At 64.3% G+C, this 17,921-nt stretch carries 25 protein-coding genes; 18 read left to right on the forward strand and 7 right to left on the reverse strand.

The genetic code is table 11. The features are described from left to right. The 3 genes from pgmG to SX1_RS19830 all read right to left on the reverse strand — a co-directional run. Positions 1-1,145 (reverse strand): phosphoglucomutase/phosphomannomutase PgmG (gene pgmG / locus SX1_RS19820; protein ID WP_019054473.1); only part of this gene is annotated, 1,145 nt, incomplete at its 3' end. After that, the gene (locus tag SX1_RS19825; RefSeq protein ID WP_019054474.1) at positions 1,142-1,567 is read right to left on the reverse strand and encodes a J domain-containing protein; all 426 of its coding nucleotides are present in this window, start codon (positions 1,565-1,567) and stop codon (positions 1,142-1,144) included. The genes pgmG and SX1_RS19825, both read right to left, overlap by 4 nt. After that, positions 1,567-2,373 (reverse strand): division plane positioning ATPase MipZ, encoded by an 807-nt coding sequence (locus SX1_RS19830; protein ID WP_017183159.1) that lies wholly within the window; start codon positions 2,371-2,373, stop codon positions 1,567-1,569. The genes SX1_RS19825 and SX1_RS19830 overlap by 1 nt, the downstream gene beginning before the upstream one ends. 109 nt (positions 2,374-2,482) lie before the next feature. Between SX1_RS19830 and panC the strand changes: the two genes are divergently transcribed. Further along, on the forward strand, positions 2,483-3,328 hold the full coding sequence (gene panC, locus SX1_RS19835; RefSeq protein WP_019054475.1) for a pantoate--beta-alanine ligase: 846 nt from the start codon (positions 2,483-2,485) through the stop codon (positions 3,326-3,328). 157 nt (positions 3,329-3,485) lie between these two features. On the opposite strand, the gene SX1_RS19840 is transcribed toward panC, so the two are convergent. Together SX1_RS19840 and hemE are read right to left on the reverse strand one after the other, a co-directional pair. Continuing rightward, the gene (locus SX1_RS19840) at positions 3,486-3,926 is read right to left on the reverse strand and encodes a CopD family protein (RefSeq protein WP_019054476.1); all 441 of its coding nucleotides are present in this window, start codon (positions 3,924-3,926) and stop codon (positions 3,486-3,488) included. Next, positions 3,926-4,981, reverse strand: coding sequence for a uroporphyrinogen decarboxylase (hemE, locus tag SX1_RS19845; RefSeq protein WP_019054477.1), 1,056 nt, complete (start codon positions 4,979-4,981; stop codon positions 3,926-3,928). The genes SX1_RS19840 and hemE overlap by 1 nt, the downstream gene beginning before the upstream one ends. A gap of 289 nt (positions 4,982-5,270) precedes the next feature. Between hemE and SX1_RS19850 the strand changes: the two genes are divergently transcribed. The 11 genes from SX1_RS19850 to SX1_RS19905 all read left to right on the forward strand — a co-directional run bounded on the left by SX1_RS19850 (position 5,271) and on the right by SX1_RS19905 (position 12,381). Further along, positions 5,271-6,098: a pyruvate, water dikinase regulatory protein gene (locus SX1_RS19850; RefSeq protein WP_017183163.1), complete on the forward strand. Its 828-nt coding sequence runs from the start codon at positions 5,271-5,273 to the stop codon at positions 6,096-6,098. Then, complete coding sequence (locus tag SX1_RS19855) at positions 6,095-6,688, forward strand: Maf family protein (RefSeq protein WP_019054478.1); 594 nt, start codon at positions 6,095-6,097, stop codon at positions 6,686-6,688. Before SX1_RS19850 ends, SX1_RS19855 begins: the two co-directional genes overlap by 4 nt. After that, positions 6,685-7,509 (forward strand): shikimate dehydrogenase, encoded by an 825-nt coding sequence (aroE, locus tag SX1_RS19860; RefSeq protein ID WP_019054479.1) that lies wholly within the window; start codon positions 6,685-6,687, stop codon positions 7,507-7,509. The genes SX1_RS19855 and aroE overlap by 4 nt, the downstream gene beginning before the upstream one ends. Before the next feature lie 11 nt (positions 7,510-7,520). Next, entirely contained in the window at positions 7,521-8,114 is a 594-nt protein-coding gene (gene coaE, locus SX1_RS19865; protein WP_019054480.1) for a dephospho-CoA kinase, read from the forward strand. Positions 8,115-8,146: 32 nt separating this feature from the next. Beyond that, positions 8,147-8,848 (forward strand): DNA polymerase III subunit epsilon, encoded by a 702-nt coding sequence (gene dnaQ, locus SX1_RS19870; protein ID WP_019054481.1) that lies wholly within the window; start codon positions 8,147-8,149, stop codon positions 8,846-8,848. 75 nt (positions 8,849-8,923) lie between these two features. Next, on the forward strand, positions 8,924-9,529 hold the full coding sequence (gene hpf, locus SX1_RS19875; protein ID WP_017183168.1) for a ribosome hibernation-promoting factor, HPF/YfiA family: 606 nt from the start codon (positions 8,924-8,926) through the stop codon (positions 9,527-9,529). 130 nt (positions 9,530-9,659) lie between these two features. Further along, positions 9,660-10,127, forward strand: a complete 468-nt coding sequence (locus tag SX1_RS19880; RefSeq protein ID WP_017183169.1) for a PTS sugar transporter subunit IIA — start codon at positions 9,660-9,662, stop codon at positions 10,125-10,127. Further along, positions 10,114-10,584 carry a PaaI family thioesterase gene (locus SX1_RS19885; protein WP_026002390.1) on the forward strand — a complete coding sequence of 157 codons (471 nt, stop codon included), beginning with the start codon at positions 10,114-10,116 and terminating at the stop codon, positions 10,582-10,584. The genes SX1_RS19880 and SX1_RS19885 overlap by 14 nt, the downstream gene beginning before the upstream one ends. After that, complete coding sequence (locus SX1_RS19890) at positions 10,574-10,927, forward strand: DUF1491 family protein (RefSeq protein ID WP_019054482.1); 354 nt, start codon at positions 10,574-10,576, stop codon at positions 10,925-10,927. The genes SX1_RS19885 and SX1_RS19890 overlap by 11 nt, the downstream gene beginning before the upstream one ends. Positions 10,928-11,103: 176 nt before the next feature. Next, positions 11,104-11,775, forward strand: a complete 672-nt coding sequence (locus SX1_RS19895; RefSeq protein ID WP_026149981.1) for a cell wall hydrolase — start codon at positions 11,104-11,106, stop codon at positions 11,773-11,775. A 111-nt stretch (positions 11,776-11,886) separates the two neighbouring features. Further along, positions 11,887-12,381: an MmcB family DNA repair protein gene (locus SX1_RS19905; RefSeq protein WP_019054485.1), complete on the forward strand. Its 495-nt coding sequence runs from the start codon at positions 11,887-11,889 to the stop codon at positions 12,379-12,381. Between the two features lie 13 nt (positions 12,382-12,394). Here the strand turns inward: SX1_RS19905 and SX1_RS19910 are convergent, their stop codons facing one another. Next, positions 12,395-13,021: an ankyrin repeat domain-containing protein gene (locus tag SX1_RS19910; protein ID WP_026002393.1), complete on the reverse strand. Its 627-nt coding sequence runs from the start codon at positions 13,019-13,021 to the stop codon at positions 12,395-12,397. Between the two features lie 41 nt (positions 13,022-13,062). Here SX1_RS19910 and SX1_RS19915 point away from each other — a divergent pair, with 41 nt between their 5' ends. From SX1_RS19915 to SX1_RS19930, 4 genes are read left to right on the forward strand one after another with little or no spacing between them, the layout of a single operon-like run. After that, positions 13,063-13,716, forward strand: a complete 654-nt coding sequence (locus SX1_RS19915; protein WP_019054486.1) for an SCO family protein — start codon at positions 13,063-13,065, stop codon at positions 13,714-13,716. A gap of 3 nt (positions 13,717-13,719) precedes the next feature. Then, positions 13,720-14,145 carry a YcgN family cysteine cluster protein gene (locus SX1_RS19920; protein WP_017183176.1) on the forward strand — a complete coding sequence of 142 codons (426 nt, stop codon included), beginning with the start codon at positions 13,720-13,722 and terminating at the stop codon, positions 14,143-14,145. Then, positions 14,126-14,842, forward strand: a complete 717-nt coding sequence (locus tag SX1_RS19925; RefSeq protein ID WP_019054487.1) for a M48 family metallopeptidase — start codon at positions 14,126-14,128, stop codon at positions 14,840-14,842. Before SX1_RS19920 ends, SX1_RS19925 begins: the two co-directional genes overlap by 20 nt. Before the next feature lie 4 nt (positions 14,843-14,846). Beyond that, positions 14,847-15,146: a hypothetical protein gene (locus SX1_RS19930; protein ID WP_019054488.1), complete on the forward strand. Its 300-nt coding sequence runs from the start codon at positions 14,847-14,849 to the stop codon at positions 15,144-15,146. 47 nt (positions 15,147-15,193) lie between these two features. Here SX1_RS19930 and trhO read toward each other — a convergent pair whose 3' ends face one another. Continuing rightward, positions 15,194-16,063, reverse strand: coding sequence for an oxygen-dependent tRNA uridine(34) hydroxylase TrhO (gene trhO, locus SX1_RS23110; RefSeq protein ID WP_019054489.1), 870 nt, complete (start codon positions 16,061-16,063; stop codon positions 15,194-15,196). Between the two features lie 43 nt (positions 16,064-16,106). Between trhO and pdeM the strand changes: the two genes are divergently transcribed. Both pdeM and SX1_RS19945 read left to right on the forward strand, forming a co-directional pair. Then, positions 16,107-16,766: a ligase-associated DNA damage response endonuclease PdeM gene (gene pdeM, locus SX1_RS19940; RefSeq protein WP_019054490.1), complete on the forward strand. Its 660-nt coding sequence runs from the start codon at positions 16,107-16,109 to the stop codon at positions 16,764-16,766. A gap of 188 nt (positions 16,767-16,954) precedes the next feature. Further along, on the forward strand, positions 16,955-17,921 hold a 967-nt coding region (locus tag SX1_RS19945), incomplete at its 3' end, for a TonB-dependent receptor (protein ID WP_043146147.1).

Below are 17,921 nucleotides of genomic sequence, written 5' to 3' on the forward strand. Positions count from 1 at the left end.
AGCCCGAATTTGCGATCCTCCACCACGGGAAAGCGCAGCTCCGGCGTATTGGCAAGGTCGGGCATCGCGCCGCGCAGGTCAGTGATGCTGCGACCGGGGCGAGCGGCGCGGATCAGGCGGACAGCGGCATAGAGACCGTCGTCATAGCCATAATAATCGTCGGCGAAGAAGAGATGCCCGGTCATCTCGCCGCCCAGCGGGCTGCCAATCTGCTTCATTCTGGACTTGATATGGCTGTGGCCGGTTTTCCACATATCGGGTCGACCGCCCAGCGCGGCGATGCTGTCGAACAGCGCCTGACTCGCCTTCACATCAGCGACAATCGCGGCGCCGGGCCGCTTTTCCAGCACCGCCGGAACGAACAGGCCCAATAGCTGATCGCCCGCAATCACCCTGCCCAGCCCGTCTATCACGCCAAGCCGGTCGCCATCGCCATCGAAAGCCACACCGAAATCGAGTTGCTTGGCAAGGACAAGGGCGCGCAAGTCGGCCAGATTCCGTTCCTCGGAAGGATCGGGATGATGGTTGGGAAAATGACCGTCTATGTGGGTGAAGAGCAGATGATGCTCACCAGGCAGGCGCTGCACCAGCTGCTCGACCACTTGCCCGGCCGCGCCATTGCCCGCATCCCAGCCGATGCGCCAGCCGCAGCCGTCAAAACCATCGACCAGCCGATCGACATAGCGGTCGATGATCGACAGGCTCCGACTCTGGCCAAAGCCGTCGTCCCAGTCGCCCGCCGCCGCCATGACGCCCAGTTGCCGGATGGCCTCGCCGAAAAAGGGCGCATGGCCCTGCACCAGCTTGAAGCCATTTTGATCGCCGGGATTATGGCTGCCGGTTATCTGAATGGCGCCGTCCACCTGGCCGACCATTTCGGCATAATAGAGCATCGGGGTCGGTCCCACCCCGATGCGCAGCACGTCGATGCCGCTGGCGCACAGCCCGTCGACCAGCGCCTCTTCCAGCATGGGTGAACTCAGCCGCCCGTCATAGCCCAGGGCGATGCGCGATCCCCCTGCCCGCGCGATGACCGTGCCGAAGCTGCGCCCCAGCGCCCAGGCGTCGGCAGCGTCCAGCGTTTCGCCGACCGTGCCGCGCATGTCATAGTCGCGCAGCAGCGTCGGATCGAACCGGTGGGTCAACGCTCCGCCTGATGACGCAGCAGCAGGTCGCGGGCAGCGTTGATCTGGGCCGCCAATGCCTCCGTCCCGCCCTTGTCAGGATGGACCGAGGCGATCAGGCGGCGATGGGCGGCGCGGATCATGTCCGCATCGGCATCGGGCGCGACGCCCAGCAGGGCGCGGGCCTGGGCAATATCCTGCGGCGGCAGAGGCTTGGGCGTGGCGGTCCTACCCTTGCGGCGCAGCTTGCCCTGCCCTGCGAAAAACAGCGCCGCACCGATCAGCATGGGCGCGCCGATGACCGGCTTGCCCTTGGCCGACAGCACGGCACCCACAAGCGCCGCCCCCAGCGCCATTCCGTCCTTTGCGCTCATGCGTTGCAGCCTTCCTGTCCAGATCAGCCAGCCCGCAAGGCCCGCCAGCAACAGCGCAAGCCAGCCCATCAGGCCGCGCCGATCAAGTCCATGGAGCCGACGCCGCTGCGTTCGGGAAGTGCCAGGCCCGCCACCATTTCGCGCAACTCCTGCCGCGCGGCGATGTGGCTGACGCCCAGTTCGCCCAGATGCCCCTTGTCCAGCAAGGTCAGGCCGGACGGGAACAGTTCGCGGAAGATCACGCGTTCCGACAGGCCCGGAATGACGCGGAAACCGACGCGGCGGGACAATTCCATCAGCGCGTCGCCGACCCGCTTCTTGTTGCGGGCATCCTGATGCTGGACGCGGTTGCGCAGCACGACCCAGTCGATCGACACGCCATCGGCCTTGGCCCTGGTCTTGCGCGCTTCAAAGATGAGTTCGGAATAGAAGGACAGGCGCTTGACCTTGAAACTTTCCGCATCGACCTGCCCGATCAGGTCGAAATCGACGAAACTGTCGTTCATCGGCGTGACCAGCGTGTTGGCGCGGGCGGCCATGTGGCGGGCGAACAGATCGTCGCGGCCCGGCGTGTCGACGATCAGGAAATCTGCGTCCTGCGACACGGCGGCGGCTTCGGATTCCAGCGCGTCGATACTGTCGCCCTTCAACACCGTAAAGCTGGGCGCGACCAGTTCGATGCCGCGACGGCGCGCGGTTTCTGCGCGGTTTTCCAGATAGCGCGTGACGGTGCGCTGGCGCGGATCGAGGTCGATCATGCTGACGCGGTGGCCCAGCGCCGTCAGCGCGATCGCGGTGTGGACGGCCGTGGTCGATTTGCCGGTTCCGCCCTTTTCATTGGCGAACACGATGAGATGTGGCTGCGAATTGGCCATTGGACCCCTGATAACCCCGTTATTGTCGCAATGATTCTTGACCGTCCAGCGACTGCGCGCCTAGCAGGACGTCCTTGTCACCCCTGCCCTTATCGGAGCCGTTCCTCCCGTGCAAACTCTGTCTGACCTGCCAGCGCTGCGCGCTGCCATCGCCACGCTGAAAAACGACGGAAAGCCGCTGGCGCTGGTGCCGACCATGGGCGCATTGCATGACGGGCATATGGCATTGGTCGAGGAAGCGCGGCGGCACGGGCGGCATGTCGTCGTGTCGATCTTCGTCAATCCCAAGCAGTTCGGCCCGAACGAGGATCTGGCCGCCTATCCGCGACGCGAGGCGAAGGACGCGCAGATGCTGTCCGCCGCCGGGGTGGACATTTTATGGTCGCCAACGGTCGACGTCATGTATCCGGCAGGCTTTGCCACCAATATCAGCGTCAGCGGCGTCAGCGAAGGATTGGACGGCGCGGCGCGGCCGGGTCATTTCGATGGCGTGGCGACGGTGGTGACCAAATTGTTCAATCAGGTCCGGCCCGACGTCGCGATATTCGGCGAGAAGGATTATCAGCAACTGGCGGTCATCCGGCAGATGGTGGCCGATCTGGATCTGGGCATAGAGATTATCGGGCTGCCAACCCAGCGGGCGCAGGACGGCCTGGCCCTGTCATCGCGCAACGCCTATCTGAACGATGAGGAGCGCAAGGCGGCGCTGGCCTTGCCGCGGGCGCTGGGCGAGGCGAAGCGGCAGATGGAAAAGGGCGGATCGGTCGAGGAGGCTCTGACGCGAGCGGGCGCGACGCTGATCGCCCAGGGCTTTGATCCGGTCGACTATGTGATGCTGTGCGATGCGGTGACGCTGGAGCCGATGCATGTACTGGATCGCCCGGCCCGACTGCTGGGCGCGGCGAAACTGGGCAGGACGCGGCTCATCGACAATATCGCCGTCGATCCAGCCTAGATACTATCTCAACCGGATCAAAGTGAAGTCATTCCGCTTAACTTCGCACTTTTCCCGGTGAATCGGACATTTTATTGCGCCGGGCTGATCCTATCGGAAAGTGACCAAGGGATAATAGCAGCACAGACCGGTGTAGGACAGACGACCCCTCCCCTACTCAAAAAGGCTTGACGATCACGGCGATGACGATGACCGCGGCGGCGATGCCGGGGACTTCGTTGAACAGGCGCAACTGCCTGTCGGTCAGGGTGCGCTGTCCCTTGGCCAGTTTCTTGGCATAGCCAGCGATCCAGCCATGATAGGCCGACAGGCCCAGCACGAAGAGCAGTTTGAGGTGGAACCAGCCAAAGCTCCACGCGCCAATCTCCACCATCAGCATCAGCCCGAAAATCCAGGTCAGCACCAGCGAGGGGTTGAGGATGATCTTGAGCAGCCGCTTTTCCCGATCGATCCATTTGCGATCCTCGTCCGATCCCGGCGCGCTTTCCTGATGATAGACGAAGAAGCGCGGCATCATGAACAATCCCGCCATCAGGAAGATGACGAAAATCACATGGGCAGCCTTCACCCAGAGATAAGCGGCACCAAGATAAGCCATCAGACGCCCTTTCCGTTGCGGACATAGGCGATCAGCGCCTCGACATGCGCGATCGGCGTGTCGGGGAGGATGCCATGGCCCAGATTCATGATGTGCGGCCGGTCGGCGAAGGCCGCGCGGATATTGTCCACCGCCTGTTCGACGGCCTGCCCGCCCGCGATCAGCGCCAGCGGATCGAGATTGCCCTGCACGGCCAGCCCAGTGGGCAGGACGCGGTTGGCCCAGTGGGGATCGACCGTTTCATCCACGCCGATCGCATCGACCCCGGTGCCAGCGGCATAATCGGCGAGCTTCGCGCCTGCGCCCTTGGGGAAGCCGATGATCGGGATAGCGGGATGCAGCGCCTTCAACTTGCGCACGATCGCGGCATTGGGCTGGACCACCCAGCGGTCGAACTGAAGCGGGGCCAGGCTGCCGGCCCAGCTGTCGAACAATTGCACCGCTTCGACCCCGGCATCGATCTGGCCCGACAGATAGGTGACCGTCGCATCGACAATGGCGTCGATCAGCGCGCCAAAGCGGACAGGATCGCCATAGGCGAGGCGACGGGCCGCGCCCTGATCCTTGCTGCCCTGCCCTGCAACCATATAGGTGGCGATGGTCCAGGGGCTGCCAGCAAAGCCCAGGAAGGTGACGGAAGGGTCAAGCGCTGCCTTGACCTGCCGGACCGTCTCATAGACCGCATCGAAGCGGCTGAAATCTGGTTTGAGGGCGGCAAGGTCGGTTTCAGCGAGGATGGGCGCGAGACGCGGGCCTTCGCCAGCCTCGAACCACAGATCCTGTCCCATGGCGTAGGGGACGATCAGAATGTCGGAAAAGAGGATCGCCCCGTCAAAGCCGAATCGGCGCAGGGGTTGCAGAGTCACTTCGGCAGCGGCGGCGCTGTCATAGACGAGTTCGAGGAATCCGCCCTTTTCGGCCCTAAGCGCGCGATATTCGGGCAGGTAGCGCCCGGCCTGGCGCATAAGCCACATGGGCGGCATGGCCGGACGGTCGCCAGAGAGGACGCCAAGCAGAGGCTTGGTAGCAAGGACCGGCGGCGCGTCGAGGCTCATCTATTCTCTCTTAATATAGGATTCAGAAGGATGATGGAGATAGTAGGGACGTTGGCAGCGGGGTTTATGCGCTGTGCCCGGATTTGCCAACAGCTTGACTCCCCTGCGTGACGCTTTGCCGTCCGAGTCAGTCGCTCTATCCCCGTTATCCACAGCCTGTGGATGAAATTATCGGTCTGTTGGGGGTCTGTGGATAAGATTCCGGGCTTCGTGGACGGAGCGAAAGGCGGGATTTTGTCCCCAACTCCTCCCTTGCTTTATCCACAGCCTGCCCACACAGATATGGGCCATGTCGCGCATCCATCTGCACCTTCTGTCGGACTCCACCGGTGAAACGCTGGAGAATATAGCCAAGGCCGCGATCGGTCTGTTCGAAAATGTGGAAGCGATCCGGCATTTCTGGCCGATGGTGCGTTCCGAAGTCCATCTCGACCGGATCATGCAGGAAATCGCGGCCAATCCGGGGCTGGTGCTGTTCACGCTGACCAACCATATGTTGCGGCGGCGGCTGGAAACGCGCTGCCGGGCGCTGGGCCTGCCCCATGTCGCCGCATTGGACAGCGTGGCGGACGCGCTGTCCAACATATTGGGGCAGGAAACGCGGACCCGGCCGGGGCGCAAACATATATTGGACGAAGCCTATTTCGCCCGGATCGAGGCGATCCAGTTCACCATCGCCCATGATGACGGCGTGGGCCATGAAAATTGGGAGGAGGCCGACATCGTGCTGGCGGGCGTGTCGCGCGCGTCCAAGACGCCGACGTCGATCTATCTTGCCAATCGCGGTTACAAGACCGCCAACATCCCGCTGGTGCCGGAATCCCCGCCGCCCAAAAGCCTCTATAGCTTGAAGCATCCGATGATCGTCGGCTTGACGGTCAGCCCGGATCGGCTGATCCAGATACGGCGCAACCGGCTGCTCTCGCTCAATCAGGCGCCGGAAACCGCCTATGTCGATAATGAGAAGGTGCAGGAGGAACTGGCCTTTGCCCGGCGCATGTTCGCCGACAATGGCTGGCCGGTGATCGACATGACGCGCCGGTCGATCGAGGAAGCGGCCGCGGCGATCATCAACCTGTTCAACGACCATGTTCTGGATGAAGGGGCGGCATCATGATCGTGCTGGCGTCGCAAAGCGCAAGTCGCCGGGCGCTGCTGGAGGCGGCGAAGATAGAGTTCGAGGCGCTCTCGCCCGGCGTGGACGAGGAGGCGGCCAAGGAGGCGTTGCGCGCCGACGGGCTGGACGCGCGGGCGCTGGCAGATGCGCTGGCGGAATTGAAAGCGCTCAAGGTTTCGCGCCGGGTGCCGGGCGGGCTGGTGCTGGGATGCGACCAGACTTTGAGCCTGGACGACGGGTCGATGATCGACAAGGCGGTCGACCGGGCGGACGCGGCGCGGATAGTGCGCCTGCTGTCCGGGCGGGTGCATCATCTGCATAGCGCAGCGGTGATCGTGCTGAACGGCGAACCGATCTGGCGGCATGTCGAGCGGGTGCGGATGACGGTGCGGCCATTGTCCGACGCCTTCATCGACGCCTATCTGGAGAGCGATTGGGAGGAATGCCGCTGGTGCGTGGGCTGTTACCGGATCGAGGGGCCGGGGGCGCAGCTGTTCAGCAAGGTGGAGGGCAGCCAGTTTGCGATTCAGGGATTGCCGTTGCTGCCTCTGCTTGACTTTCTGCGCGTGCGCGGCGTTCTGGCGGCATGACCGACACGCTCCCCTATGCCGAAGTGATTGGCGACCCGATCACGCACAGCAAATCGCCGCTGATCCATAATTTCTGGCTGAAAGCGCTGGATATAGAGGCGGAGTATCGCAAGACGCATGTGACGCCCGACGGGCTGGCCGCCTATTTCCTGCAACGGCGCGCCGATCCCGACTGGCTGGGCTGCAATGTCACCCTTCCGCACAAGATTGCGGTGATGGACTATACCGACGATCCGGGCGGGGTGCGCGCGCGGATCGGGGCGATGAACACGATCGCCAGCGAAACCGGCGGGCCGCTGATCGGCACCAATACCGATGCGGGCGGCTTCCTCCAGCCCCTGCTGCGCGACAAATGGAAAGGGCAGAGCGCCGTGCTGATCGGCGCGGGCGGCGCGGCGCGGGCGATCCTGTTTGCGCTGTCGAGCCTGGGCGTGGCCGACCTGACCGTCATGGCGCGCGATGCCATCAAGGGGCAGGCCTTGTTCGACCGGGCGGGGCTGAAAGGTCGTGTCATCGGCATGACCGATCCGCTGCCCGCCTGCGACCTGCTGGTCAACAGCACGTCGCTGGGGATGGTTGGCCAGCCGGTGCTGGACCTGGACCTCACCCCCCTGCCCGCCAGCGCGACCGTTTACGACATTGTCTATGCGCCGCTGGAAACGGACTTGCTGAAGGCGGCGCGGGCGCGGGGTCTCAAGACGCTCGACGGGCTGGAAATGCTGATCGGGCAGGCGGCGCTGGCCTTTGACATCTTCTTCGATGCGCAGGCGCCGCGCGAGCTGGACGAGCAATTGCGCGCGCTACTGCTGGCGGCGGACTGACGGATAGCGTCATGAAGATTTACGGCCTGACCGGATCGATCGGCATGGGCAAGTCCGCGGTCGCCGCGATGTTCCGGCGGGAGGGCGTGCCCCTGTTCGATGCCGACGCGGAAGTCCATCGGCTGCAAGGGCCGGGCGGCGCGCTGATTCCCGCGATCGAGGCGCGCTTTCCCGGCACGACCGGACCCGATGGCGTGGACCGGGCGAAACTGGGCGCGGCGGTCTTTGGCCATCCCCATGAACTCAAGGCGCTGGAAGCCATCGTCCATCCGGCCGTGCAGGCGGCGCGGCGCAGGTTCCTGCAACGGCACCGCTCGCGCCGTTTCGTGATTCTCGATGTGCCGCTGCTGTTCGAGACCCATGGGCACAAGCGGCTGGCCGGCGTCATCGTCGTCACCGCGCCGGCGTGGAAACAGCGTAAGCGGGTGCTGGCGCGGCCGGGTATGACGCCCGCCAAATTCCGCCGGATCGTCCATCTCCAGACGCCCGACGCTGAAAAAAGGCGGCGGGCCGATCATATCATCCAAACCGGCACGACCTTTACCCAGACTCGCGCGCAGGTGCGGCGTCTGGTCGCTTGCCTTGGGGCAAAGATAGGCCGATAAGGGTTTGCCCAAGAGTCGATATGAAGAGGGCGATGCGCGAGATTATTTTCGATACCGAAACGACCGGATTCGATCCGGCCTCCGGCGACCGACTGGTCGAGATCGGCTGCATCGAACTGATCAATCGCGTGCCAAGCGGGCGGACCTTCCATGCCTATTACAACCCGCAGCGCGACATGCCTGCGGCGGCCGAGGCGGTGCATGGCCTGTCGTCGATTTTCCTGAAGGACAAGCCGCTGTTCGCCAGCGGTGTGGATGAACTGCTCGCCTTTCTGGAGGATAGCCCGCTGGTCGCGCATAATGCGCGCTTCGATTTCGGCTTCCTGAACCATGAATTGCGGCTGTGCGGGCGGCCCGATGTGTCGATGACGCGGATGATCGACACGGTGGCGATCGCCCGGACGCTGCATCCGGGCGCCAAGCACAGCCTGGACGCGCTCTGCACCCGCTACGGCATCGATCGCAGCCATCGCATCAAGCATGGCGCGCTGCTGGACGCCGAATTGCTGGCGCAGCTTTACATCGAACTGACCGGCGGCCGTCAGATCGGCCTGGGTCTTGCACAGGAGGAGGAAAAAGCAGCCATCGACGGGGAACTTGGCGCTGGCGCCATGGTTCGCCCTGTTCGTCCCGCGCGCGTTTTTGCAGCGAGTGCGGCGGAGCTGGAACGGCATGGCAGGTTCATCGCGACCCTGGACAAGCCGATCTGGCTGGAGGAGGCGCTGGCGGGCTGACACAAAGGCCCGTGTCCGTGCCTCCAGTTTATCCGGGCCGCTTCCTGCGACCCGGCAAGAATAAGGAGAAGGCATATGGATATTCGTGTTTCCGGGCATCAGGTCGACACGGGCGATGCGCTCAAGCAGCATGTCGCAGACCGCATGGAGGCGATGGCCGAGAAATATTTTTCCCGCACGATTTCGGCCCATGTGACCTTTCGACCCGCGCCGCACGGCGCCTTCCACTGCGACATCATCTGTCATGTGATGACCGGCCTGATCCTGAAAGGAGCAGGCGAGGCGCAGGAGGCGCATCCGTCCTTTGACCAGGCGGCGGACCGGATCGAAAAGCAGCTGCGCCGCTATATGCGCCGCCTGAAGGACCGGCACAGCCAGGCCAGTGCGGCCGAAGCGCAGCGGGTCAGCAGCTTGAGCGTCGATGATATTGACGGGGCGGGCTACACCATCTTCGCCTCGCCCGCGGACGAGCAGGAGGAGGTCGAGGATTCCCCGCTGATCGTTGCGGAAACGCGCGTCGATATTCCCGAAGCCAGCGTGTCCGACGCGGTGATGATGCTGGACCTGCGCAACACCAATGCGCTGCTGTTCGTCAATGCCGGCACCGCGGCCTACAACATGGTCTATCGTCGCCATGACGGGACCATCGGTTGGGTCGAACCACGCATGACGGCGCGCTGAACCAGCCAGTCGCCATGGGCCGCCTGTTGACCTGATGGTGCAGGCGGCTTATGGGGCCGGGCTTTCTATTCCCCGATCACCGCGCATCTAGACCCCAGGCTGAGCGCGGCTCGGCTGGTTCGGACAGACCATGGTTGATTTCCACGACATCGTTTCAGCGGACGCGCTCGCCACCGGCCTGACGGTAAACGGCAAGAAGCAGTTGTTCCAGAAGATCGCGACGCTCGCGGCCTGCGCCTATGGGCTGGACGCCGACGAGGTTGGCGACGCCCTGTTCGAGCGGGAACGGCTGGGTTCGACCGGATTTGGCGGCGGCGTCGCCATTCCCCATGCCAAGATTGCCGGGCTGGACCGCATGTGCGGGCTGGTCGTGCTGCTCGATCCGCCGGTGCCGTTCGATGCGGTCGACGATGCGCCGGTCGATATCGTCTTTGCACTGCTGTCGCCGGTCGATAGCGGAGCGGAACATCTCAAGACGCTGGCGCGGGTGTCGCGCTATCTGCGTGACGACAATCAGGTCGCGCGGTTGCGCGGGGCCAAGTCGGACGCGGCGCTGCACGCGCTGCTGGCCGGTGGCGGGGCGCGTGACGCTGCCTGAGGCAGGCACGCCCGCAAGCGGCGAGACCGCGCATTTCCGTGCGCTGGAAAATCTCTATCGCTCCGCGCCGATCAACCGGTTGTTTCGGTCGGATATCGCGATTCAGGAACCGGGGCGTTGCATCATCGATTTCGATGTCGATGAAAGCCAGTTTCATGCCGCCGGGGCGGTCCACGGCACCGTCTATTTCAAGATGCTGGACGATGCGGCCTTTTACGCGGCCAACAGCCTGGTCAGTGACCGATTCCTGCTGACCACCGCGTTCAACCTGCTGTTCACCAGGCCGATCGCGCCGGGCCGGATTCGGGCCGAGGGACGCTGGATCAGCGGCAAGCGCCGCGTCTATGTGGCCGAGGCCAGCCTGATCGATTCCGATGGCGAGGAGGTCGGGCGCGGCACCGGCACCTTCATGCGGTCGCAATTCCCGCTGTCATCGCTGCCGGGATATGGTGGCTGAGTCGCAGGATGGCGCGCGGCTGACCAGCGCGATCCTGGTCAATGCGCTGGTGCGGCGCACCAATGCGGGTGGCGGCTTTGCCACGATCATCGTCAAGGGCGACGAAACGAGCGGCGTCATATTGGTGCAAGCCCTTGAAAAGGGGAAAGAAACTGGTTTGTTCGAGCGTGTATCGAACTTTGCCGGCGGCTATGCGTTGATGCGCTGTGGACCGTCTCCGGAGGATGGCCCGGAGGCGCTCGCCACCTATGTGGCGCGTCGGCGCAGGTCGGACCCCGACCTGTGGATAATCGAACTCGATATCCCAGAAGCAGAACGGTTCGCCGCTGAAACGATCTGCTGATCGTTGACATAGTGCAATGGTCCGTGCAGAGGCCCGCCAACGCTGAACGCGCAGGTTGCTGCATTCGTCCAAGGGGGGCGGATTTGGTAAACACGCAGACGGGGGGCGGCCAGACGTCAAGGAATATGGGTATAAGACGACGTCCAAGGCCAAGAACCGCACGTTTTTGAGTCATAATGAGTTTTCGATTGAGGGCCGCGATCATCGTGGCATTTGCGCTGTCCGCTACAGCGGCCGTGACCGCTTCCGACATGTCGATCGCCGGTGAGTCGATCCATTCGGTAGCGTCCCTGTCCAGCGACGACGCGCTGACGACAGCGCCTGGGGCCGCACAGAAGCCCGCAATCACTTTTGCCGCGCCGCGCGAAATCGTGCAGCCGCTGGCTTCGGCCTCCAAGGCCGATCTGACCTATTCCACCGAATCCGACATGCAGGCGAGCAGCCTGGCCGCGCTGGTCGACGCCCATGGCGACGCCGAAGCCGTGGACGGCGACATGAAATGCCTGGCCGGAGCGGTCTATTTCGAATCCAAGGGCGAAAGCCTGGAAGGCCAGCTGGCCGTGGCACGGGTGATCATCAACCGCGCCAAATCGGGCCGCTTTGCCGACAGCCTGTGCGGCGTCGTCTATCAGCCCAGCCAGTTCAGCTTCGTACGCGGGCACGGGATGCCGCCGATCCGCATCGAAAGCAACGCCTGGCGCGAGGCCGTCGCCATCGCCCAGATCGCCATGGACGACAGCTGGAACAGCCGGGCCGAAGGCGCCCTGTTCTTCCACGCCCGCCGCGTTTCGCCGGGCTGGGGCAAGGCCAAGCTGGCAATGATCGACAATCATATCTTCTATCGTTGAGCGATGGCGCGCGATTGGCGCGCTTCCTTTGGGGTGGATCATGAAAAGGCCGGTTCGGGTTTTACCGAATCGGCCTTTTCTTTTGTTCCTGACTTGTTCTAAAGTCGCGCCATGAGTAGCGCCCCGATCGAAAGCTGTTCCCCCCTGACCGACGGCACCGCGCTGGCGGTGGCGCGGGGGACGTTGCGGCTGTTTTTCCGCCACGACACGAGCGGCATAATGGAAGTGCCGCTGCCCAACGGGCGGCGCGCCGACATCATGGCGATCGACGGGGCGGGGCGGCTGACGATCGTGGAGATCAAGTGCAGCCGGGCGGATTTGCTGGGCGACATGAAATGGCCCGATTATTTCGACTATTGCGACCGCTATTATTGGGCAGTGCCGATGGGGTTCGACCTGTCGCTGTTCGACAGTGAATCGCTGTGGCCCGCGCGCACCGGCCTGATCGTCGCAGATCAATATGACGCTGAACTGATCCGTCCCGCGCCGATTGAGCCATTGGCCGCGGCCCGGCGCAAGGCGGAGACATTACGCTTCGCCCGGCGGGCGGCGCGGCGGCTGACGGCGATCAACGATCCCGATCATGCAGCCGAGATCGGCTGGTAGGCCGGGCTTTGGCTCAGAATACCGGACCCTGCACCGGGCCTTTGGGCGTGGTGCTGGTCTTGGCGGCGGCGAGCGCTTCGGCAAGGCCGGGCGTGCGGTTGTCCCGGTTGGCATAGTCGCGGGCGGACATGCCGGCGATGGAATCGCGCTTGTCGGGATCGGCCCCCTGCGCCACGAGCAGCCGGACCAGCCCCAGATCGCGCAGTTGCACCGCGCGGATCAGCGGGGTTTCGCCGCTGCCATTGGTCTTGTCCACCTGCGCGCCGCGCGCGATCAGCGTGCGTGCCCCCTCCTCGAACCGGCCCTGCACCGCCTTCATCAGCGGGGTGTTGCCTTCATTGTCGGCCAGATTGGGGTTCGCCCCCTTGGCCAGCATGAAGGCGAGCCAGGTGGCGTCGCGCCGTGCGATGATGATGTGCAGCGCGGTCTCGCCCGATGTGACGTCGCGGCTGTTGACCACGGTGGAGCCGGGCTTTTGCAGCAGGTCGGTGACCTTCTGCCCGTCGGCATCCTTCACGGCCTTCAGGAAATTATAATTGTCGGAAAATTGCGCCTGCGCGGCGACCGGGGACAGCAGCGCCAGCGTCAATGCGGCGGCGCGCCCCAGACCCATCCATGCGCTCAACCCGGTCTTGCTCATCATCTGCCCCGTATCATTTGCAAATCGGCCCATAGCAAGGCATGGCTGGCGGCACCATGAACAAAGCAAAGATTGCGATCGCCCTGCCGCTGCTGGCCCTGCTGGCTGCGTGCAATATGGGGACGGACGGGAACGCATCAAGCGGCGATAGCGCGCAGGGCGAACTGGCGGGCGCGCGGATCGGCGCGCCTTTCACCCTGACCGATCAGGATGGCAAGCCCAGAAGCTGGGACGATTTCAAGGGCCAGTATCGCCTGGTCTATTTCGGTTACACCTATTGCCCGGATGTCTGCCCGGTCGACCTGCAACGCATCATGCAGGCGTTCAGCCAGTTCGAAAAGGCGCAGCCCGCGCTGGCGGCGAAGGTCCAGCCGATCTTCATCAGCGTCGATCCGGCGCGCGATACCCCTGCGGTCCTCAAACCCTATGTCGCGGCTTTCCACCCGCGCCTCATCGGCCTGACCGGCACGCCGGAGCAGATCGCCAAGGTCGCCAAGGATTTCGTCGTCCTCTACAATGTGGAGGGTAAGCCTGGGGACAAGGATTATCTGGTCAGCCACAGCCGCACGCCATATCTGTTCGATCCCGACGGCAAGCCGGTCGCGCTGGTCCCGGTCGATGATCCGGGCACGCCGGACGTGGACGAAGGCGCGCCGGACAAGGTGCTGGCTGCCCTCAGGAAATGGGTGAAATAGGGCTTGGACTTCTGGGAAAAGCCTCTCCACACGCTGGATGCCGCCCAGTGGGAGGCATTGTGCGACGGGTGCGGAAAATGCTGCCTGCACAAGGCGGAGGATGAGGATACGGGGCATATCTACCCCACCAATGTCGCCTGCCGCCTGCTTGACCGCCATAGCGGCCAGTGCACCAGCTACCGGAATCGCCGCAAATTCGTGCCCGATTGCGTGCGGCTGACCCCGGCCAAGGTGAAGCAGATCAGCTGGCTGCCGCGCACCTGCGCCTATCGCCTGCGTGAAGCGGGGGAGCCGTTACCCGACTGGCATTATCTGGTCTGCGGCGACCGGGAAGCGGTGCATCGCGCGCAGGAGTCGGTGCGCGGCTGGACCGTGGCGGAGGCGGAAGCGGGCGACCTGGAGAATCATCTTGTCGACCGGGACATCTGATCCCGACGTCGCGATCCTGATCGACGGCGTGGCGATGCCGGTGCGGGTGCGCCGGTCCGCACGGTCCCGCGCCTACCGGCTGACGATCGACGGCGCGCGCGGCGAATTGCGCCTGTCGATGCCGGTGCGGGCGAACCTGAAGCGCGCGCTGGGCTGGGCGCAGCAGCATGAAGGCTGGGTGCGTACGCAAATGGCGGCGCAACCGGCGATGACCCTGCTGGACGATGGCGCGACATTTCCGCTGGAGGGACGGGACGTCCGCATCTGCTGGATCGAGGGTGCGTCGCGTACGATCCGGCTGGCGGACGACCGGCTGATGCTGGGCGGGGCGGCGGAGTCGGTCAGCGCGCGCGTGCAGCGCTGGCTGGTGGCGCGGGCGCGGGCGGTGCTGGAGACCGAAACGACGGAACTGGCGCGCGAACATGGCCTGATCGTCGCGTCAGTGGGCGTGGGCGATCCGCGCAGCCGCTGGGGAAGTTGCAGTTCGTCCGGTGCGATCCGCTACAGCTGGCGGCTGATCCTCTGCCCGCCCGACGTGCGCCGGTCGACCGTGGCGCATGAACTGGCGCATCTGCTGCATATGGATCATAGCGCGGCCTTTCACGCCGCGCATGCGCGAATCCTTGGGGCGGACCCCCGGCCTGCGCGGGCGTGGCTGCGTGCCAACGGGGCGGGACTGCACCGCTACCGGGCCTGAGCCGATGGCGCGTCGGAAACGCTATCTGACCGCCACCATGGCGGACGGCTATGTCAAGACGATCGGGCCGACGGCGGACCCCCTCACCCATTATTGGCGGATCGTCGCGGTGCTGGAAAATGGCAAGACGGAAGTGTTCTGGGGCCATGTGCGCTCCCTGGCCGAGGCGAAGAAGAAGCGTGGGGCAGCGGAGGACGGCGCGCGGATGCGGGGCTGGAAAAGCTATGCGTTCGAGATTGCGGAACTGGTGGAGACGGAGACAGCGCCTAAACCCCTTCGTTTCGAGCGAAGTCGAGAAACGTAGCGCACAGGTTTCTCGACTTCGCTCGAAACGAACGGAGTTGGGTGTTTCTATCCCCGATGCGGCCACACCCCTGATCCGTCGGCGGCGCATATATGGGCCGCGTCGCGGGGATAGGGCAGGCCGCAGGCTCGGCAGGTCACATAGTCGCCAACCTTGAGGCCATGGCCCACCGCCACCCGTTCATCGAACACGTAGCAATCCCCCTGCCAGCGGCTATCGCCTTCGGGCATTTCCTCCAGATAGCGCAGGATTCCGCCCTTCAGGTGGAAGACATCGTCGAAACCGCGCGACTTGACCAGGGCGGTGGATTTTTCGCAGCGTATGCCGCCGGTGCAGAACATCGCGATCTTCGGGTTGCGCCCCTGTGCCTTCAGGTCGGCGGCAAAGGCGTCGAACCAGCCGGGAAAGTCGCGAAAGGCGCGGGTGCCGGGGTCGATGGCGCGATCGAAGGTGCCGACTGCGACTTCATAGGCGTTGCGCGTGTCGATGACGATCGTGTCGGGATCAGCGATCAGCGCGTTCCAGTCGGCGGGGTCAAGATGGGTGCCGGCCTGATTTGCCGGATCAAGATCGCCCACGCCCAGCGTCACGATCTCGCGCTTTACCTTCACCTTCATCCGGGCGAAGGGCGCGGCCTGCGCGGTTGCATATTTGACGTCCAGATCGGCGCAGCCGGGCAACTGGCGCAGATGATCGATCAAGGACGTAATCGCGTCCGCACGGCCAGCGACCGTGCCGTTAATCCCTTCGTCCGCGACGATCAGCGTGCCGCGCATGTCGAGCGCCCCACAGAGGGTGCGCAGATCCGCGGCGATGCCCTGGGGATCATCGAAGGTGGCAAAGCGATAGAGGGCGGCGACGGTGAAAGGGTCGGGGCAAGGCGCGGTATCGGACATGGCGGCGCTATAGGCGTTCATCGGCCCTCTTGAAAGCGGGACCGCATCGGCGCATAGCCGGGCCATGGTTCCCCTTTCGTTCGCTGGTGAGGCGTTTCTGGCGCTGCCGCAGGCTGCGCTCTTCTGGCCCGCGCGCGCGGCCTTGCTGGTCGCCGACCTGCATTTCGAGAAAGCGAGCTGGTATGCCCGCTTCGGCCAGTTCCTGCCGCCCCATGACAGCGAGGCGACGCTGGACCTGATCGAGGGGTTGGTGGCGCAGACGGGCGCGCGGTCGGTCTGGTCGCTGGGCGACAGTTTTCACGATGCCGATGGCGCCGCACGGCTGGACCCGCGCGCGCGCGAACGGCTGGTTTCCCTTACGGAAAGGCTGGACTGGACCTGGATTACGGGTAATCATGACGTCGGCGTGGCGGACATGCCGGGAGGACGCAGGCTGGTCGAGGCGGAACTGGGCGGGATCATCCTGCGGCATGAAGCGCAACCGGACGATCCACGGCCTGAAATCTCCGGCCATTTCCACCCCAAATTCCGCCTGTCGGTGCGTGGACGCCATGTTGCGCGCCGCTGCTTCGTGGAGTCGTCGACAAAGCTGATTCTACCCGCGCTGGGGGCGCTGACGGGAGGGCTGGATGCGGGTCATGGAGAGATTCGGCGGGTGGTGGGACCGGGTGCGAGCGCTTTGGTCCCTGTTTCCGATCGATTGTTACGCTTTCCGTTATCGTAAAGAAACGCTACGGAAACCGGATTTTAAGCTGTTGCTGATAGGCAACAGGGTGTGAATATCACGCCACCAGACATCGCAAAAGGCGCAGAAAAGCTAGGCTCTCTTGCCTTCGCCCTGCTGTGGCATCATAAACTAGGGCAGCACCCGATACGTCGAAAAGGCGTGCGGGCAGGAGAGGAACGACCATGATGACAGACAAGAGCCTTTGGCTGACGACCGCCGGCATGATCGCATTGACGATGGCGATGCCCGCCGCCGCACAGGACACGACCGCGCCGCAAGCCGCCGCCGATCAGGACAGTGCGGAAATCATCGTGACCGCCACCCGGCGCGCGAGTCCTCTGTCCGACGTGCCGATCGCGGTGTCCGCCGTCAGCGCGCAGGCGATGCAGAATAGCGGCGCCAGCGACATCCGCACATTGAACCAGCTGGCCCCGTCGCTGCTGGTGTCATCGACCGGATCGGAAGCCAATGCGTCGGCGCGTATTCGCGGCATCGGCACGGTCGGCGACAATCCCGGCCTGGAAAGCTCGGTCGCGGTGTTCATCGACGGCGTGTATCGCTCGCGCACCGGCGCGGGCCTCAACGAACTGGGCGAGATCGAGCGGGTAGAAGTGCTGCGCGGGCCGCAGGGGACGCTGTTTGGCCGCAATGCGTCGGCGGGCCTGATCAACATCATCAGCAAGGCGCCGGAAAACACGTTCAGCGCCAAGGGTGAGATCACCTACGGCAATTATGATTATTGGCGGCTGTCGGGCCGTGTCACCGGGCCGTTGGCCGATGGCATCGCGCTCAGCCTGGACGGGGTATGGTCCAAGCGTGACGGTTTCTACAAGCTGGTCGATACGACCGGAAACAAGGTAGGCGACACCAATGACCGCGACCGTTATTTCCTGCGCGGACAGGCGCTGATCGAGCCGAATGACGATCTGTCGATCCGTCTGATCGGCGATTATACCAATCGCGACGAAAGCTGTTGCGGCGCCGCCTATACCGAGGCGCGCGAACGGACCCCGGCGGCAGGTGGCGGATATAACACCGCGCCGTTCAACCGCATCGCCGCGATTCTGGCAGGGCAGGGCAGCGTGATCGCGGCCGACCCCTATGATCGCGAACTGACGATCACGCCGGGTCGCGACTATGGCGATTATGGGC

It is taken from the genome of Sphingobium xenophagum NBRC 107872, from assembly GCF_000367345.1.
Taxonomy (GTDB): domain Bacteria; phylum Pseudomonadota; class Alphaproteobacteria; order Sphingomonadales; family Sphingomonadaceae; genus Sphingobium; species Sphingobium xenophagum.

Bases quoted from the DNA above. Each gene is read 5' to 3' on its own strand.
- SX1_RS19915 (WP_019054486.1), top strand. From the start codon at position 13,063: ATGGCTGGCGGCACCATGAACAAAGCAAAGATTGCGATCGCCCTGCCG.
- trhO (WP_019054489.1), bottom strand. From the start codon at position 16,063: ATGAACGCCTATAGCGCCGCCATGTCCGATACCGCGCCTTGCCCCGAC.
- SX1_RS19910 (WP_026002393.1), bottom strand. From the start codon at position 13,021: ATGAGCAAGACCGGGTTGAGCGCATGGATGGGTCTGGGGCGCGCCGCC.
- SX1_RS19825 (WP_019054474.1), bottom strand. From the start codon at position 1,567: ATGGGCTGGCTTGCGCTGTTGCTGGCGGGCCTTGCGGGCTGGCTGATC.
- SX1_RS19840 (WP_019054476.1), bottom strand. From the start codon at position 3,926: ATGGCTTATCTTGGTGCCGCTTATCTCTGGGTGAAGGCTGCCCATGTG.
- SX1_RS19905 (WP_019054485.1), top strand. From the start codon at position 11,887: ATGAGTAGCGCCCCGATCGAAAGCTGTTCCCCCCTGACCGACGGCACC.
- SX1_RS19855 (WP_019054478.1), top strand. From the start codon at position 6,095: ATGATCGTGCTGGCGTCGCAAAGCGCAAGTCGCCGGGCGCTGCTGGAG.
- SX1_RS19830 (WP_017183159.1), bottom strand. From the start codon at position 2,373: ATGGCCAATTCGCAGCCACATCTCATCGTGTTCGCCAATGAAAAGGGC.
- coaE (WP_019054480.1), top strand. From the start codon at position 7,521: ATGAAGATTTACGGCCTGACCGGATCGATCGGCATGGGCAAGTCCGCG.
- aroE (WP_019054479.1), top strand. From the start codon at position 6,685: ATGACCGACACGCTCCCCTATGCCGAAGTGATTGGCGACCCGATCACG.
- SX1_RS19850 (WP_017183163.1), top strand. From the start codon at position 5,271: ATGTCGCGCATCCATCTGCACCTTCTGTCGGACTCCACCGGTGAAACG.
- dnaQ (WP_019054481.1), top strand. From the start codon at position 8,147: ATGCGCGAGATTATTTTCGATACCGAAACGACCGGATTCGATCCGGCC.
- SX1_RS19880 (WP_017183169.1), top strand. From the start codon at position 9,660: ATGGTTGATTTCCACGACATCGTTTCAGCGGACGCGCTCGCCACCGGC.
- SX1_RS19895 (WP_026149981.1), top strand. From the start codon at position 11,104: ATGAGTTTTCGATTGAGGGCCGCGATCATCGTGGCATTTGCGCTGTCC.
- pdeM (WP_019054490.1), top strand. From the start codon at position 16,107: ATGGTTCCCCTTTCGTTCGCTGGTGAGGCGTTTCTGGCGCTGCCGCAG.
- hemE (WP_019054477.1), bottom strand. From the start codon at position 4,981: ATGAGCCTCGACGCGCCGCCGGTCCTTGCTACCAAGCCTCTGCTTGGC.
- hpf (WP_017183168.1), top strand. From the start codon at position 8,924: ATGGATATTCGTGTTTCCGGGCATCAGGTCGACACGGGCGATGCGCTC.
- SX1_RS19930 (WP_019054488.1), top strand. From the start codon at position 14,847: ATGGCGCGTCGGAAACGCTATCTGACCGCCACCATGGCGGACGGCTAT.
- SX1_RS19890 (WP_019054482.1), top strand. From the start codon at position 10,574: ATGGTGGCTGAGTCGCAGGATGGCGCGCGGCTGACCAGCGCGATCCTG.